The sequence below is a fragment of the Streptomyces sp. W1SF4 genome, from assembly GCF_003950035.1.
Taxonomy (GTDB): Bacteria; Actinomycetota; Actinomycetes; order Streptomycetales; family Streptomycetaceae; genus Streptomyces; species Streptomyces racemochromogenes.
The window spans coordinates 5,721,380-5,735,218 of record NZ_CP034350.1; the positions used below are offsets into that span (position 1 = coordinate 5,721,380).

Genomic DNA, 13,839 nt, shown 5'->3' on the forward strand with positions numbered 1-13,839 from the left:
GTCCCGTACTTCCCATGCCCGAGCTGGTGTTCTTCTCCGGAACGATGGACTGCGGAAAGAGCACGCTGGCTCTGCAAATCACGCACAACCGCTCCGCGCGGGGGCTGGTGGGCGTGATCTTCACCCGCCAGGACCGGGCGGGCGAGGGCAAGCTCTCCTCGCGCCTGGGCCTGGTGACGGACGCCGTCGAGGTCACCGACGTCATGGACGTCTACGCGTACCTGGTGGGGGAGCTCTCGGCGGGCGGCAAGGCGGACTACGTGATCGTCGACGAGGCCCAGTTCCTCGCGCCCGAGCAGATCGACCAGCTGGCGCGCGTCGTGGACGACCTCCACATGGACGTCTTCGCCTTCGGCATCACCACCGACTTCCGCACCAAGCTCTTCCCCGGCTCGCAGCGCCTCATCGAGCTGGCCGACCGGATCGAGCAGCTCCAGGTCGAGGCCCTGTGCTGGTGCGGCGCCCGCGCCACGCACAACGCCCGTACGGTGGGCGGGCAGATGGTGGTCGAGGGCGCGCAGGTGGTGGTCGGCGATGTGAACCGCCCGGCGGAGGAGATCGGCTACGAGGTCCTCTGCCGCCGTCACCACCGCCGCCTGATGACCTCGGCGTCCGCCCACGCCGGCTCCCTCTCCCCGGACGTCCTCCCGGTCAACAACGTCTGAGCCGTTCAGAAGAGGCCCGGGGCGGTGGGGCCGACGATGCTGAACGTGGCGCCGTCGGGGTCGCGCAGGGTGCGTTCGTGGGGGAAGGCCGCGGAGTCCGCCGCGGGGACGGTGGTGCCGCCGAGGGCGGTGGCGGCCTCGATCGCGGCGTCGAGGTCGGGGACCCGGAAGTGGGCGCGCCAGCGGGGCCTCAGGTGCGGGTCGGGGGCCTCCGCGAGGGTTCCGCCGTGCAGGCGGGCCACCGTCCGGCCCGCGCGGCGGAGCAGGATGCGGTCGTCCTCCTCCACGTAGGCGACCTCGCAGCAGCCGGTGTGGTCGCAGGCCCACTCCAGGACCTCGCCGTAGAAGATGGCGGCGTCGAAGGCGTTGCGGGTGTGCAGCTCCAGCCAGGCCGGCGCCGCGTCGCCGCCCATGCCCCAGTCCGGGATGGCCTCGCCCTGCCAGATGCCGAAGACCGCCCCGTCCCGGTCGGCGGCGAGCGCGGCCCGGCCGGTGCCGAAGGACAGGGGGCCGACGGCGACGGTTCCGCTGCGCTCGCGGATGCGTGCCGCGGTGACGTCGGCGTCGTCCACCGCGAAGTACGGGGTCCAGGTGACGGGGATGCTGAGCGTCGGGGGCAGCGCGCCGATACCGGCCACGGGGACCCCCGAGGCGAAGCCGACGGCGAAGGCCTCGCCGAGGTGGGCGGGGCCGAATTCCCAGCCGAGGACCGCGCTGTAGAACTCCTTCGACGCGTCGAGGTCGCGGGCCATGAGGCTGACCCAGCAGGGCGCGCCGAACGTTTCGTGACTCGATGTCGACACGGTGTACCCCATCCGCCGGTGCGCCCCCGGAAGCCCTTCCACAGTACTCGTGGGCGTCCCCGGGGCGGTGCGTAGCCGCGTGGGCGCGGGCCGTCAGGTGCGGGAACGCCCCGCCCATCCTCGTACCGGCGCCGGGGCACCCGGCGGTGACACGCCGCGTTCGGTGCGGCGGGCCCGCGATGGCCGCGAGGGCGGCGACGCGCCGCCGGTGGCCGGCCAGGCCCTCCCCGGTCAGGAGCACGACCGACAGGCGCACGGCCGAGGAGAGCAGCGGGGCCGGCGAGGCCGCGGCGGCCGTGGCCCCCTGGCCGACGGCCGGGCGGCCCGCCTTGAGTGCCCGTCAGGCCTCCGGGGCGAGGCCGTCGGCGATCAGGCCGGTCAGGACCGCCTGGCCCAGGGCCTGGACGGCGGACTGGGGGCGGACCATCACCGTGAACTCCTTCACCCGGCCCTCTTCGTCGAACTGGAGCTGGTCGATGCCGTGGATCTGCTTGCCCGCCACCAGCGCGCGGAAGGGCAGGATCACCGTCGGGGCCTGCCCGTCGCCGGAGGTGGTCTCGGCGGCGCCGTCCAGCCGGCCGAGGTAGCGGAGGTCCTCGAAGGTGCGCACCAGCACGCCGAAGAGGCCGAGGACGGCGGCCTTGCCCTCGAAGGGCTTGAACTTCACCGGGCTGTAGAGCCGGATGTCGTCGGTGAACAGGTCGTCCAGCGCGGCGAGGTCCCCCTTCTCCACGGCGGTGCGGAAGCGTTCGGCGGTCCCCGCGGTGTCCACGGTCCCCATGTGAAGCCCTCCTCCTGCTCGGCAGTGCCGGGCGATGGCGGTGGCTACTCAAAAATGCGAGTAGTCATGTTTTTGAGTATGGTGCCGGTGCGGGCACGGAAAGGGAAGGGGGAGCGGCCATGGCTTTGCGGCACGCGGTGCTGGCGGCGCTGCTCGACGGCGAGTACAGCGGCTACCAGCTGGCGAAGGCCTTCGACATCAGCGTCGCGAACTTCTGGCACGCCTCGCCCCAGCAGCTCTACGCCGAACTGGCGCGGCTGGAGGCGGACGGGCTGGTCGCCGGCCGGGAGGTGGTGCAGGAGTCCCGGCCGAACAAGCGGCTGTTCCGGGTCACCGACACCGGCCGCGCCGAACTGGAGCGGTTCGCCGGAGCGGCGTCCAAGCCCTCCTCGATCCGCGACGACCTCCTCGTGAAGGTGCAGAGCGCCGACCGCATCGGCACCGCCCCGGTCATCGGGCAGCTCCTGGAACGGGCGGCCGCCGCCGAGGCCAAGATCGAGGTGCTCCGCGGGCTGCTGCGGGACATGCGCGGCGAGCTGGACGAGGAGGAGTTCCTGCTGCGCGGCGAGCGGATCGGCGGCTACCTGACCTGCCTGCGCGGGGTGGCCTTCGAGGAGGGCCACCGGGACTGGTGCCTGCGCGCCGCGGACGTGCTGGGCAAGAGGGAGGGGACCACCCGTGCGGAAGTCTGAGTACCTGCGCTACGTCGCCCTGGGCGACAGCCAGACCGAGGGGCTGGGGGACGGTGACGACACGGTGGGCCTGCGCGGCTTCGCCGACCGCCTCGCGGGACACCTCGCGGCCGCCGCCCCCGGGCTGCGGTACGCCAACCTCGCGGTGCGGGGCCGCCTCGCCGGACAGGTCCGGGCCGAGCAGCTCGGGCCCGCCCTGGAGCTGCGGCCGGACCTCGCGACCGTCGTCGCCGGGGTCAACGACCTGCTCCGGCCGCGCTTCGACGCCGCCCAGGTGGCCGGCGAGCTGGAGGAGGTGTTCGCCGCGCTCACCGCCGCCGGAGCCCGGGTGGCGACCGTGACCTTCCCCGACGTGGCGCGCATCGCCCCCCTGGCACGGCCGCTGAGCCCCCGCGTGAGCGAGCTCAACAGCCACATCCGGGCCGCGGCCGCCCGCCACGGGGTGGTGGTCGCCGAGACCGGCCGCGAGGCCGCGGCCGCCGACCCGCGGATGTGGGCGACCGACCGGCTGCACGCCAGCCCCCTCGGCCACGCCCGGATCGCCGCCGCACTGGCCGAGGCCCTGGAGCTGCCCGGCAGCGGCGGTGCCTGGAGGGAGCCGCTGCCGCCCCGGCCGCCCCGCGCGCTCGCCGGGGCCGTCGCCGCCGAGGCGGCCTGGGTGGCCGGGTTCCTCGGCCCCTGGCTCGGCCGCCGGCTGCGCGGCAGGTCCTCGGGCGACGGCCGCACCGCGAAGCGTCCGCAGCTGCTGCCGCTCTAGGCCGGCGTCCGGACGAGGGCGAAGACCGCCCCCTCCGGGTCCGCGACCACGGCCAGCCGGCCCGTGATCCGCTCCCGGGGCGGGGTGACGACCCGGCCGCCCAGCCCCGCCACCCGGGCGGCGGCCGCGTCGGGGTCCGCCACCTCGAAGTACGTCATCCAGTGCGGCCCCCGGTCGTGCGGCAGCGACCGTCCGACGCCGTGGACGGCGGCGACCGGACGGTCGCCCAGGCGCAGCGTCAGGTAGTCGAAGTCGGACGGCACGTCCGGGTGCGGCTCGGCCTCGTGGCCGAAGACGTGCTCGTAGAACTTGCCCACCGTCGAGGACTCCTGGGTGAGCAGCTCGTTCCACACCGGGGTGCCCGCCGCCCCCGCCCGGCGGGCCGCGGGGTGCCCGTCCGTCTGCCAGATCCCGAAGATCGCCCCCAGCGGGTCGGAGCAGATCGCCATCCGTCCCGCCGCCCCCGCGTCGAGCGGGCCCACCGCGACCGTGCCGCCGCAGGAGCGGATGGACTCGGCGGTGCAGTCGGCGTCGTCCGTGGCGAAGTACGGGGTCCACGCCACCGGAAGATGGCGGTCCGGCGGCATCTCGCCGATTCCGGCGACCTCCTGACCGTCGAGGAAGGCCCGCACGCTCGGCCCGAACTGGGTGGGGCCGGGCTCGTACTCCCAGCCGAACAGGTCGGCGTAGAAGTCCTCCGTGCTCCCGAGTCCGTGCACCATCAGGCTCACCCAGCAGGGTGTGCCGGGCGTGCGCCGCGAAGCCCCCGATGCCTGCGTCATGTCAGCCGTCTCCCGCCGTCGTGTCCCTGTTCCCCGCAGATGCTTGCACTCCGCGGCACCCCGTGCGCCCCGACCGGCCGCGTGACCGGGGTGCGGAACAGAGATGTCCGAATCACTGCGCCCCGTCGATGTCGGGCTTGTTACACGGGTTCGAGGGCGGGGAGGAAGATGGGCCCATGACTGCGATTCTCTCGGCCTCCGAACTGCGGGGCGAACTGGCCGGCTCCCGCCCGCCGGTACTCCTGGACGTCCGATGGCAGCTGGGCGGCCCCGACCAGCGCCCCGCCTACGAAGCCGGGCACCTGCCCGGTGCCGTGTACGTCGACCTGGACCGCGAACTGGCAGGTCCGCCGGGGACGGGCGGGCGCCACCCGCTCCCCGACCCGGAGGACTTCGGCGCCGCGATGCGCCGGGCCGGGGTGCGCGCGGACGGGCCGGTGGTCGTGTACGACGGCGGCCTCGGCTGGGCGGCCGCCCGCGCCTGGTGGCTGCTGCGCTGGACGGGGCACCGGAACGTGCGCGTGCTGGACGGCGGCCTGGCCGCGTGGACGGCGGTGGGCGGCGCGCTCAGCACCGACGCGCCGAGGCCCGTCGAGGGCGATTTCAAGCCAAACCCGGGGGAGTTCGGCCTGCTGGAGGCCGACGACGCGGCCACGCTGGCGCGTACGGGCCTGCTGCTGGACGCCCGCGCGGGCGAGCGGTACCGCGGCGAGGTCGAGCCGATCGACCGGGTCGGCGGCCACATCCCGGGCGCGGTGTCGGCCCCGACCACCGAGAACGTCGGTCCGGACGGGCGGTTCCTTTCGGCCGGGGAGCTGCGCGCCCGGTTCGCGGCGCTCGGCGCCGCGGGGGACACCGCGGTGGGCGTGTACTGCGGTTCCGGGGTCTCCGGGGCGCACGAGGTCCTCGCCCTGGAGGTGGCCGGTATTCCGGCCAGCCTGTACGCGGGCAGCTGGTCGCAGTGGTCCTCGGACCCGGAGCGGCCCGTGGCCACCGGTCCCAACCCCTGACGCGCACGCGGCCGGCGGCGCCCCCTCGGGGGCGCCGCCGCGCGCTACTCCTGCTTCTTGCGCCGGGTCCCGAAGACGATCTCGTCCCAGCTGGGCACGGCCGCCCGGCGCCCCGGCCGGACCCCGTCGGCCTCGGCCTGCCGGTCGGTGGTACCCGTCAGCCGCTCGCGGTGGCCCGCCACCGTACGCGGCATCAGCACGTCCGCGTACGCCGCGCCGGCACCCGCCGACGCCGCCGCGGCCGGGGGCTCCTCGGACTCCTGCTCCTCGGCGGGGGTCTCCGTACGGTCCGGCACCACCAGGTCGCCCCGGAAGCTCGGGACCGCCTCCAGCAGGCTGGTCAGCGTGTCCCGCTCCTCCTCCGGCTCCGGCGGGGGCGGCGGAGCGGGCCGGCTGTCGGGCCGTTCGATCTGCCGGTCCAGGGCGCGGTCCAGCGGCCGGTCCCGGGGCAGGCGGGCGATCCTCGGCACGAACGGGAAGCTCGGCTCCGGGGTGGAGGGCAGGTCGTCGGCCTCGCCGATCAGCGAGCGGGCCTCGTCGTCCACGGCGACGACCAGCCGGCGCGGCGGGTCGTACGACCAGCTCGCCGAGTGCGGTTCGCCCGCCACCCGGTAGACCAGCAGCACCTCCCAGGTGCCGTCGTCGCGGCGCCAGGAGTCCCACAGCACGGAGTCCTTGTCGGCCCCGCGCAGGGTGAGGCGCTCCTGCACGGCCTCGCCGAGCTGCGGTCCGGTGTTCTCGCCGGGGCGGCGCACGGGGGTCTTGCGGGCGCGCTCGGCCATGAAGGCGCGCTCGGCCAGCACCGGGCCCTCGAAGCGGCGTACCCGGTCGACCGGGATGCCGGCGAGCTGGGCGACCTCCTCCGCGGAGGCACCGGCCCGTATGCGGGCCTGGATGTCGCGGGGGCGGAGGTGGCTCTCCACCTCGATCTCGATCTGGTTCAGGCGCGCGCGGTCATTGCGCACGGCAGCCCGCAGCCGCTCGTCGATCGGAAGCGTGTACTCCGTGCTGTCCGCAGCCTTGAGCACCAGTCGTGTTCCGTCATTCGAGACGGCCACGACACGCAGTTCGGGCATGGGGACCTCCCGGGTGGTGCCTGCCGACGTCACGTGCGTCGCTGCTTCCGCTAGTCGAGTGTGGCCTGCCCGGGTGCAGCCTGCCACAACCTTGCCGAGTTAAACCGGCGTGTCGGGCATGCGCCCTTGATCGACGTTATGGCACGGTTACCTGTTGGGCACGCACAGTGACCAAGTGGTTACTGTGCGCAGCAGGAACCCGTGCGATACCGCGGCATCACCGGTCTTGAGCGCCGCTTCTCCATCAGCCGGCCCCCTCTCCCGGGTCCGGACATCCGGAAGGAAGGACGGTCCCAGGGCTCGCCACAGTACTCCATTCGGGCCACCCGGGTGGACCGCCGCGCCGTCGAACTTGTCCCCGGCGGCGGGAGTTGGCCTGCCCGGAATCGGACCGGCATCCGGGTCCACCTGCGGACGCGGCCGTATTCAGGTGTCCTGCTTCACAGAATCCGCAGAAACGGAACTTTTCATTTCGCTCAGCGGTCAGTAACTGCAGGAAGAGGAGAGGCGCGAGAGGCGGGACACACAGCGGATGGCGATGCGTCAGAAGGCGGCGGACACGGCGGACGCGGCGGATCCGGACGAACGGGGGCGCAGGAAGCTCGACCTGAGCGCGACCCAGGTCGCGGGCAGCTCCCTGGCCACCGTCGCGGCCGCCCTGCTCGCCTCGAAGATGGGCGTCTACGGGACCATCCTCGGCGCGGGGGTGGTCAGCGTGGTCGCCACCGCCGGCGGGCCCGTCATCCAGCACCTGTTCCGCCGCACCGGCGACCAGCTCCGCGAGAGCGCCCGCCCCAGGACCCGTCAGGTCCCGCCGCCCGAGGGGGAACGGGACCCCGGGGCCCCGCAGCCGGGGGAGTTCGGGGAGGCCACCGTGCACGGAACCCGCGTACGGGGCTGGAAGCGCACGGCAGTGGCGTCCGGGGCCGCCTTCGCCCTCGCCCTCGGCGGCCTCGGGACGTACGAGGCCTTCGCGGGCACCGCCGTCAGCAGCGACGGCCGCACCCTCCTGTCGGGCGGCTCCCGCACCGCCCCCGACCACGAGCCCGCACCGCCGAAGCGGCACCCGGACCGCGACGGCGACGGCGGGACGGGCCGCGAGGGGCGGACCGGCGGCGGGGAGGACCGGAGCGGCACGGCGGGGACGGACGGGAAGACCCCCGGATCCGGGACCTCCCCGAGCCCCTCCCGCTCGCACGGCGGCCGGACCCCGTCCCCCGGCCCCACCCCCTCCGGGTCCGGGACTCCGACGGAGCCGACGCCCGCCCCGACCCCGTCGAAGCAGACCCCCGGTCCCGGCCCGGCCCCGGGCTCCGGCGGCACCGGAGGCGGCCGTGAGCCGTCGCCCGGCGCCTCTTGAGCGGGGGTCAGTCCCCGAGGACCCGCCTCAGGTAGTCGTTGCCGAACAGCCGGTCCGGATCCAGCCGGTCCCGCACCGCCGTGAACTCGGCGAAGCGCGGGTAGACCTCGGCCAGCTGCTCCGCGTCGCGGGTGTGCACCTTGCCCCAGTGCGGCCGGCCCCCGTGGGCGGTGAAGATCCGCTCGGCCGCCGTGAAGTAGGCCTGGTACGGGGTGCCCCGGTACATGTGCACCGCGACGTACGCCGTCTCCCGCCCCGAGGCGGTGGACAGCGTGATGTCGTCCGCCGGAGCGGTGCGCACCTCCACCGGGAAGCTGATCCGCAGGCCGGAGCGTTCGACCATGGTCTTGAGCTCCCGCAGCGCCTCGACCGCCCGCTCGCGCGGAAGGGCGTACTCCATCTCCACGAACCGCACCCGGCGGGGACTGGTGAACACCTTGTAGGGGATGTCCGTGTAGGTGCGCGCCGACAGGGCGCGGCTGGCCACGCGGGCGATGGAGGGGATGGCCGCCGGGACGGCGCGGCCCAGGGAGTTGACGGCCTGGAAGAGGCCGTTGGAGAGCAGCTCGTCCTCGATCCAGGCGCTGACCGCGCCGGGCGGGGAGGCGGGGCCCTGGCTGCGGTTGTTGCGCTTGGTGTTGCAGTTGCCGGTGTGCGGGAACCAGTAGAACTCGAAGTGCTCGTTCTCCGCGACGTGCTGGTCGAACTCGGCGGTCACCCGGTCGAAGCGCATGGGCTCCTCGCGGGCGGTCAGGAGGAAGAGCGGCTCCACCGCGAAGGTGAGCGAGGTGACGACGCCCAGGGCGCCGATGCCGATCCGGGCCGCCGCGAAGACCTCGGGGTTCTCCTTCTCCGAGCAGGTCATCAGCCGGCCGTCCGCCGTGACCAGTTCCAGCGCGCGGATCTGGGCGGAGATGGAGGCCGAGTCGCGGCCGGTGCCGTGCGTGCCGGTGCCGGTGGCGCCGGAGACCGTCTGCTCCATGATGTCGCCCATGTTGGTGAGCGAGAGGCCCTGCCGGGCCAGGTCCCGGTTCAGGTCCTTGAGGGCGGTGCCCGCCGCCACGGTGACGGTGCCGGCCGTCCGGTCGACCGCGAGGATCCCGCTGAGCGCCTGCGGCCGTACGAGCACCCCGTCGGTCGCGGCCGCCGCGGTGAAGGAGTGGCCGGTGCCGACCGCCTTCACCCGCAGCCCTTCCTCGGCGGCCCGGCGGACCGCCTCCTGGAGCTCCCCGACCGAGGCCGGAGTCACCACGCGCGCGGGCGTGGCGCGGACGTTGCCCGCCCAGTTACGCCACGTGCCCGGTGCGTTCTTCGCTGCTGCTGTCCCCGACGTCGCCATCGCTGGCAGGCTCCTCCCCTTGCGCCGGCCTCGTCAGCCGGCGGTAACCCGCGAACGCCACCGCCGCCGCGGCCACTCCCGAGGAGATCGAGACCACGAACCCGCGCTGGGCCCCGGCCGCGTCGATGACCAGACCGGTCACCGAGGAGCCGACCGCGACCCCGACCGCCAGGCCGGTGCTGATCCAGGTCATGCCCTCGGTGAGCTTCGCGCGTGGTACGTGCGCTTCGATCAGGGCCATCGTGGTGATCATCGTGGGAGCGATGGCGAGGCCCGAGACGAAGAGCGCCACGGCCAGAAACGGAAGGTTCCCGGCCAGTAGGAGGGGGATCATACTCACGGCCATCGCACAGATGCCCAGTACCCAGCGGCGTTCGGCCTTGCCCTTGAGGTGCAGCAGGCCGAAGACGATTCCGGCGATACAGGACCCCGCCGCCCAGATCGCCAGGATGAAGCTGGCGGAGGACTTGCTGCCCTGCTCCTCGGCGAAGGCCAGCGTGGACACGTCGATGGAGCCGAAGATCGCGCCGGTCGCCATGAAGGTGGCCGTCAGCACCTGGAGGCCGGGGGAGCGCAGGGCCGAGGTGCGGTCCGCGTCGGGGCTGCGCGGGTGCGGGGCCGGCTCGGTGGAGCGCTGGGCGGTGAGCAGCCAGACCCCGACGAGCAGGCAGCCGGCCGCGATGACCGGCCCGGCCTCGGGGAACCAGGTGGTGGACAGGCCGATGGCGAGGATCGGGCCGAAGATGAAGCACACCTCGTCGATCACGGACTCGAAGGAGTACGCGGTGTGCAGCTCGCGCGGGGAGTCGCGGTAGAGCTCGGTCCAGCGGGCGCGGACCATGGAGCCGACGCTCGGCACGCAGCCGGCGACGGCGGCGAAGACGAAGAGGGTCCAGTCGGGCAGGCCGTTCGCGGCGGCCAGTACCAGGCCGGTGACGGCGGCCGTGGAGATCAGGGTCGCGGGGCGCAGGACCCGCCGCTGTCCGTACTGGTCCACCAGGCGGGAGACCAGGGGGCCGATGAACGCGGCGGCGAGGGCGAGGGTGCCGGTGAGGGCGCTCGCCATCGCGTAGCGGCCGGTCAGCTCCGAGATCATCGTGAGGATGCCGACGCCGACCATGGATATCGGCAGCCGGCCTATGAGGCCGGCGGCACTGAACCCCTTGGTGCCGGGGGCCGCGAAGATCGCGCGGTAGGGACTGGGCAAGGTCGCTCCGTAAGGGACGTCAGAGGCCCATACAGGTTACGACTGCCGGCACGGCGCCCGCATGGGGAAAAATCAACGATTCAACTTAGGGTCACCTTACCTACGCCGCGTCCGGGATGCGGACCGGCCGGTTCTCCCCGCCGGACCCCGAGTGGCAGGATTCGAGGCATGTCAGACCAGCTCCGTGCCCCCGACGCGCCCGCGGCCGACAGCCCCGCCGCCCCCTACGACGCCCTGCTGCTGCTGTCCTTCGGCGGCCCCGAGGGACCCGACGACGTCGTGCCGTTCCTGGAGAACGTCACGCGCGGCCGGGGCATCCCGAGAGAGCGGCTCAAGGAGGTCGGGCAGCACTACTTCGGCTTCGGCGGGGTCAGCCCGATCAACGCGCAGAACCGCGAGCTGCTGGACGCCCTGCGCAAGGACTTCGCCGAGCACGGGCTGGACCTGCCGGTCTACTGGGGCAACCGGAACTGGGCCCCGTACCTGACCGACGTGATGCGGGAGATGGTGCGCGACGGCCACCGCCGCATCGCGGTCCTCGCCACCAGCGCGTACGCCTCGTACTCGGGCTGCCGCCAGTACCGCGAGAACCTCGCCGACGCCCTCGCCACCCTGGAGCAGGAGGGCCTGGAACTGCCGCGCGTGGACAAGCTGCGGCACTACTTCAACCACCCCGGCTTCGTACAGCCCATGATCGACGGGGTGCTCGCCTCGCTCGCGGCACTGCCCGCCGAGGTCCGGGACGGGGCCCGGCTGGCCTTCACCACCCACTCCATCCCCGACTCCGCGGCCGACACCTCCGGCCCGGTCGAGGACCACACCGAGGGCGGCCGGGGCGGGGCCTACGTCAAGCAGCACCTCGACGTGGCCCGCGTGATCGCCGACGCCGTGACGGCGGAGACCGGCACCGCGCACCCGTGGCGGCTCGTCTACCAGTCCCGCAGCGGCGCCCCGCACATCCCGTGGCTGGAGCCGGACATCTGCGACCACCTGGAGGCCCTGCACGCCGACGGCGCGCCCGCCGTGGTCATGGTGCCGATCGGCTTCGTCTCCGACCACATGGAGGTCCTCTACGACCTCGACACCGAGGCCAGGGCCAAGGCCGCCGAACTGGGCCTGCCGGCCGAGCGCTCCGCGACCGTCGGCGCCGACCCCCGCTTCGCCGCCGCGGTACGCGAACTCGTGCTGGAGCGCGCCGCCCGCGAGCGCGGGGAGAGCCCGCGGGAGTGCTGGGTGGGCACGCTGGGACAGAGCCACGACCTGTGCGCGGTGGGCTGCTGCCCGGCCCGCGCGCCCCGGCCGGCCGCCGCCGGCACGGACAGCCCGTACGCGTAGGGGGAGAGCGTGATTCCGCAGGACCTGAAGGACGAGCTGCTGGACGTGGCCCTGGAGGCCGCCGGTCGCGCCGGGGCGCTGCTGCGCGACGGCCGGCCGGCCGACCTGACGGTGGCCGCGACCAAGAGCAGCCCGATCGACGTGGTGACCGAGATGGACATCGCCGCCGAGAAGCTGATCACCGGCATCCTCGCCGAGCGCCGGCCCGCGGACGGGCTGCTGGGCGAGGAGGGCGCGGACAGCCCCGGCACGAGCGGGGTGCGCTGGGTCGTCGACCCGCTGGACGGCACCGTGAACTACCTCTACGGGCTCCCGGGCTGGGGGGTGTCCATCGCGGCCGAGTACCGCGGCGAGACCGTGGTGGGCGTGGTGGCGGCGCCGATGCGCGGGGAGACGTACCACGCGGTGCTGGGCGGCGGGGCCTGGTCGGGCGCCGCCCGGCTGGCCTGCCGGGCGGACGCGCCGCTGGACCGGGCGCTGATCGCCACCGGATTCGGGTACGTCCAGACCAGGCGGGCCCACCAGGCCGAGGTCGCCGCCCGGATCATCCCGCTGGTACGGGACATCCGGCGCGGCGGTTCGGCGGCGCTCGACCTGTGCGACGTCGCCGCGGGCCGCCTCGACGGGTACTGGGAGCGCGGGCTGAACCCCTGGGACCTGGCGGCGGGCGAGCTGATCGCCCGCGAGGCGGGCGCCCTGACCGGAGGGCGGCCCTCGGAGCCGGCCTCGGGGGAGCTGGTGCTGGCGGCCACCCCGGCGGTCTTCGCCCCGCTCCAGCTGCTCCTGGAGGAAGCCGGGGCCTGGCACGACTGACCGGAGGCGATCGAGGGGCGGACGGCACCGGGCCCCGGCCGCCTCTCGGCGGCCGGGGCCCGGTGGGTGCGCTGTGAGCTCGGAGGTACTGCCGTCGGGTCAGGCGGCGGAAACCGGTACGCCGTGTTCTGCGGCGAGCCGCTGGAGGTCTTCCAGTTCGGCCTGTTCCACATCCGCGAGGTAGTCGTCGCCCGTCTCACGGGCCTTGCTGAGGTCCGACTGCGTGGCTTTGATGCGCTGCAGGAGACCCGCGGTGAATGCGTCCATGGTGGGTGCGCCCCCTCTGCGTGGGTCGACGGCGGAGAGCAGGGAGCAGTCCGCCGCTTCAGGGTGTGGATGGGGTGTGCTCCTCGTCCTCCCCGGCACCCTGGGCCCAGAAACCTCGTGAGGCGAGGGAATCCTCACTTCCACCGCGCCCACACCCCGCTTCCACGCCGTACGCACGCCCGAGGTGGGCCCCAGAGGGCGCCCAAGGGCGCCTTACAGCCGGTTTACGGCCGAAACCGGCAGGATGGAGGCGCAACACACGTGTGCCCTGAAGGGCTCGAAGGAAGGAAACGACGTGCGCGTACTCGTCGTCGAGGACGAGCAGCTGCTCGCCGATGCGGTGGCCACGGGCCTGCGCCGGGAGGCCATGGCCGTGGACGTCGTGTACGACGGCGCCGCGGCGCTGGAGCGCGTCGGGGTGAACGACTACGACGTGGTCGTGCTCGACCGGGACCTTCCGCTGGTGCACGGCGACGACGTCTGCCGGAAGATCATCGAGCTGGGCATGCCCACACGCGTGCTCATGCTCACCGCCTCCGGCGACGTCAGCGACCGCGTCGAGGGCCTGGAGCTCGGGGCCGACGACTACCTGCCCAAGCCCTTCGCCTTCACCGAGCTGACCGCCCGCGTGCGCGCCCTCGGCCGGCGTACCACCGTCGCGCTCCCGCCCGTGCTGGAGCGGGCCGGCATCAAGCTGGACCCGAACCGCCGCGAGGTGTTCCGGGAGGGCCGCGAGGTGCAGCTGGCGCCGAAGGAGTTCGCGGTGCTGGAGGTGCTCATGCGCAGCGAGGGGACCGTGGTGTCCGCCGAGCAGCTGCTGGAGAAGGCCTGGGACGAGAACACCGACCCGTTCACCAACGTGGTCCGGGTGACCGTCATGACCCTGCGCCGCAAGCTCGGGGAGCCGCCCGTCATCGTGACCGTGCCCGGCTCCGGCTACCGGATCTGATCC

15 protein-coding genes are annotated in these 13,839 nt (G+C 73.9%); 8 read left to right on the forward strand and 7 right to left on the reverse strand.

The window, feature by feature from the left end; all coding sequences use genetic code 11:
• Nucleotides 1-14: 14 nt before the first annotated feature.
• Nucleotides 15-665 (forward strand): thymidine kinase, encoded by a 651-nt coding sequence (locus tag D1J60_RS26815; protein WP_125822807.1) that lies wholly within the window; start codon nucleotides 15-17, stop codon nucleotides 663-665.
• Nucleotides 666-670: 5 nt separating this feature from the next.
• Here D1J60_RS26815 and D1J60_RS26820 read toward each other — a convergent pair whose 3' ends face one another.
• Together D1J60_RS26820 and D1J60_RS26825 are read right to left on the reverse strand one after the other, a co-directional pair.
• Nucleotides 671-1,417, reverse strand: a complete 747-nt coding sequence (locus tag D1J60_RS26820) for a VOC family protein (protein WP_125603623.1) — start codon at nucleotides 1,415-1,417, stop codon at nucleotides 671-673.
• A gap of 391 nt (nucleotides 1,418-1,808) precedes the next feature.
• The gene (locus tag D1J60_RS26825; RefSeq protein WP_125822808.1) at nucleotides 1,809-2,249 is read right to left on the reverse strand and encodes a nuclear transport factor 2 family protein; all 441 of its coding nucleotides are present in this window, start codon (nucleotides 2,247-2,249) and stop codon (nucleotides 1,809-1,811) included.
• A gap of 119 nt (nucleotides 2,250-2,368) precedes the next feature.
• On the opposite strand from D1J60_RS26825, the gene D1J60_RS26830 reads away from it, so the two are divergent.
• Together D1J60_RS26830 and D1J60_RS26835 are read left to right on the forward strand one after the other, a co-directional pair.
• Nucleotides 2,369-2,941 (forward strand): PadR family transcriptional regulator, encoded by a 573-nt coding sequence (locus tag D1J60_RS26830; RefSeq protein WP_125603620.1) that lies wholly within the window; start codon nucleotides 2,369-2,371, stop codon nucleotides 2,939-2,941.
• Complete coding sequence (locus D1J60_RS26835; protein ID WP_125822809.1) at nucleotides 2,928-3,698, forward strand: SGNH/GDSL hydrolase family protein; 771 nt, start codon at nucleotides 2,928-2,930, stop codon at nucleotides 3,696-3,698. The genes D1J60_RS26830 and D1J60_RS26835 overlap by 14 nt, the downstream gene beginning before the upstream one ends.
• Here the strand turns inward: D1J60_RS26835 and D1J60_RS26840 are convergent.
• A complete protein-coding gene (locus tag D1J60_RS26840; protein WP_125603618.1) occupies nucleotides 3,695-4,480 on the reverse strand; it encodes a VOC family protein in 786 nt (261 codons plus the stop codon). The two genes, D1J60_RS26835 and D1J60_RS26840, sit on opposite strands and share 4 nt — an antisense overlap.
• A gap of 176 nt (nucleotides 4,481-4,656) precedes the next feature.
• Between D1J60_RS26840 and D1J60_RS26845 the strand changes: the two genes are divergently transcribed.
• On the forward strand, nucleotides 4,657-5,490 hold the full coding sequence (locus tag D1J60_RS26845; protein ID WP_125822810.1) for a sulfurtransferase: 834 nt from the start codon (nucleotides 4,657-4,659) through the stop codon (nucleotides 5,488-5,490).
• A 44-nt stretch (nucleotides 5,491-5,534) separates the two neighbouring features.
• Here the strand turns inward: D1J60_RS26845 and sepH are convergent, their stop codons facing one another.
• Nucleotides 5,535-6,566 (reverse strand): septation protein SepH, encoded by a 1,032-nt coding sequence (gene sepH / locus D1J60_RS26850; RefSeq protein ID WP_125822811.1) that lies wholly within the window; start codon nucleotides 6,564-6,566, stop codon nucleotides 5,535-5,537.
• Between the two features lie 532 nt (nucleotides 6,567-7,098).
• Here sepH and D1J60_RS26855 point away from each other — a divergent pair.
• On the forward strand, nucleotides 7,099-7,926 hold the full coding sequence (locus tag D1J60_RS26855) for a hypothetical protein (protein WP_241253404.1): 828 nt from the start codon (nucleotides 7,099-7,101) through the stop codon (nucleotides 7,924-7,926).
• A gap of 7 nt (nucleotides 7,927-7,933) precedes the next feature.
• On the opposite strand, the gene D1J60_RS26860 is transcribed toward D1J60_RS26855, so the two are convergent.
• Entirely contained in the window at nucleotides 7,934-9,265 is a 1,332-nt protein-coding gene (locus D1J60_RS26860; RefSeq protein WP_125822813.1) for a D-arabinono-1,4-lactone oxidase, read from the reverse strand.
• Entirely contained in the window at nucleotides 9,213-10,472 is a 1,260-nt protein-coding gene (locus D1J60_RS26865; protein ID WP_125822814.1) for an MFS transporter, read from the reverse strand. The genes D1J60_RS26860 and D1J60_RS26865 overlap by 53 nt, the downstream gene beginning before the upstream one ends.
• A 168-nt stretch (nucleotides 10,473-10,640) precedes the next feature.
• On the opposite strand from D1J60_RS26865, the gene D1J60_RS26870 reads away from it, so the two are divergent.
• Nucleotides 10,641-11,807: a ferrochelatase gene (locus tag D1J60_RS26870; RefSeq protein WP_125822815.1), complete on the forward strand. Its 1,167-nt coding sequence runs from the start codon at nucleotides 10,641-10,643 to the stop codon at nucleotides 11,805-11,807.
• Nucleotides 11,808-11,816: 9 nt separating this feature from the next.
• Nucleotides 11,817-12,620, forward strand: coding sequence for an inositol monophosphatase family protein (locus D1J60_RS26875; RefSeq protein ID WP_185899261.1), 804 nt, complete (start codon nucleotides 11,817-11,819; stop codon nucleotides 12,618-12,620).
• A gap of 99 nt (nucleotides 12,621-12,719) precedes the next feature.
• Here the strand turns inward: D1J60_RS26875 and D1J60_RS37440 are convergent, their stop codons facing one another.
• On the reverse strand, nucleotides 12,720-12,887 hold the full coding sequence (locus tag D1J60_RS37440; RefSeq protein WP_164720975.1) for a hypothetical protein: 168 nt from the start codon (nucleotides 12,885-12,887) through the stop codon (nucleotides 12,720-12,722).
• Between the two features lie 295 nt (nucleotides 12,888-13,182).
• Here D1J60_RS37440 and D1J60_RS26880 point away from each other — a divergent pair, with 295 nt between their 5' ends.
• A complete protein-coding gene (locus D1J60_RS26880) occupies nucleotides 13,183-13,836 on the forward strand; it encodes a response regulator transcription factor (protein WP_007267046.1) in 654 nt (217 codons plus the stop codon).
• Nucleotides 13,837-13,839: the final 3 nt, after the last annotated feature.

What these genes read in the sequence shown, in the direction of transcription:
- D1J60_RS26870 (WP_125822815.1), top strand. Translation starts at nt 10,641, where the DNA reads ATGTCAGACCAGCTCCGTGCCCCCGACGCGCCCGCGGCCGACAGCCCC.
- D1J60_RS26860 (WP_125822813.1), bottom strand. Translation starts at nt 9,265, where the DNA reads ATGGCGACGTCGGGGACAGCAGCAGCGAAGAACGCACCGGGCACGTGG.
- D1J60_RS26855 (WP_241253404.1), top strand. Translation starts at nt 7,099, where the DNA reads ATGGCGATGCGTCAGAAGGCGGCGGACACGGCGGACGCGGCGGATCCG.
- D1J60_RS26830 (WP_125603620.1), top strand. Translation starts at nt 2,369, where the DNA reads ATGGCTTTGCGGCACGCGGTGCTGGCGGCGCTGCTCGACGGCGAGTAC.
- D1J60_RS26845 (WP_125822810.1), top strand. Translation starts at nt 4,657, where the DNA reads ATGACTGCGATTCTCTCGGCCTCCGAACTGCGGGGCGAACTGGCCGGC.
- D1J60_RS26840 (WP_125603618.1), bottom strand. Translation starts at nt 4,480, where the DNA reads ATGACGCAGGCATCGGGGGCTTCGCGGCGCACGCCCGGCACACCCTGC.
- sepH (WP_125822811.1), bottom strand. Translation starts at nt 6,566, where the DNA reads ATGCCCGAACTGCGTGTCGTGGCCGTCTCGAATGACGGAACACGACTG.
- D1J60_RS37440 (WP_164720975.1), bottom strand. Translation starts at nt 12,887, where the DNA reads ATGGACGCATTCACCGCGGGTCTCCTGCAGCGCATCAAAGCCACGCAG.
- D1J60_RS26820 (WP_125603623.1), bottom strand. Translation starts at nt 1,417, where the DNA reads ATGGCCCGCGACCTCGACGCGTCGAAGGAGTTCTACAGCGCGGTCCTC.
- D1J60_RS26815 (WP_125822807.1), top strand. Translation starts at nt 15, where the DNA reads ATGCCCGAGCTGGTGTTCTTCTCCGGAACGATGGACTGCGGAAAGAGC.
- D1J60_RS26825 (WP_125822808.1), bottom strand. Translation starts at nt 2,249, where the DNA reads ATGGGGACCGTGGACACCGCGGGGACCGCCGAACGCTTCCGCACCGCC.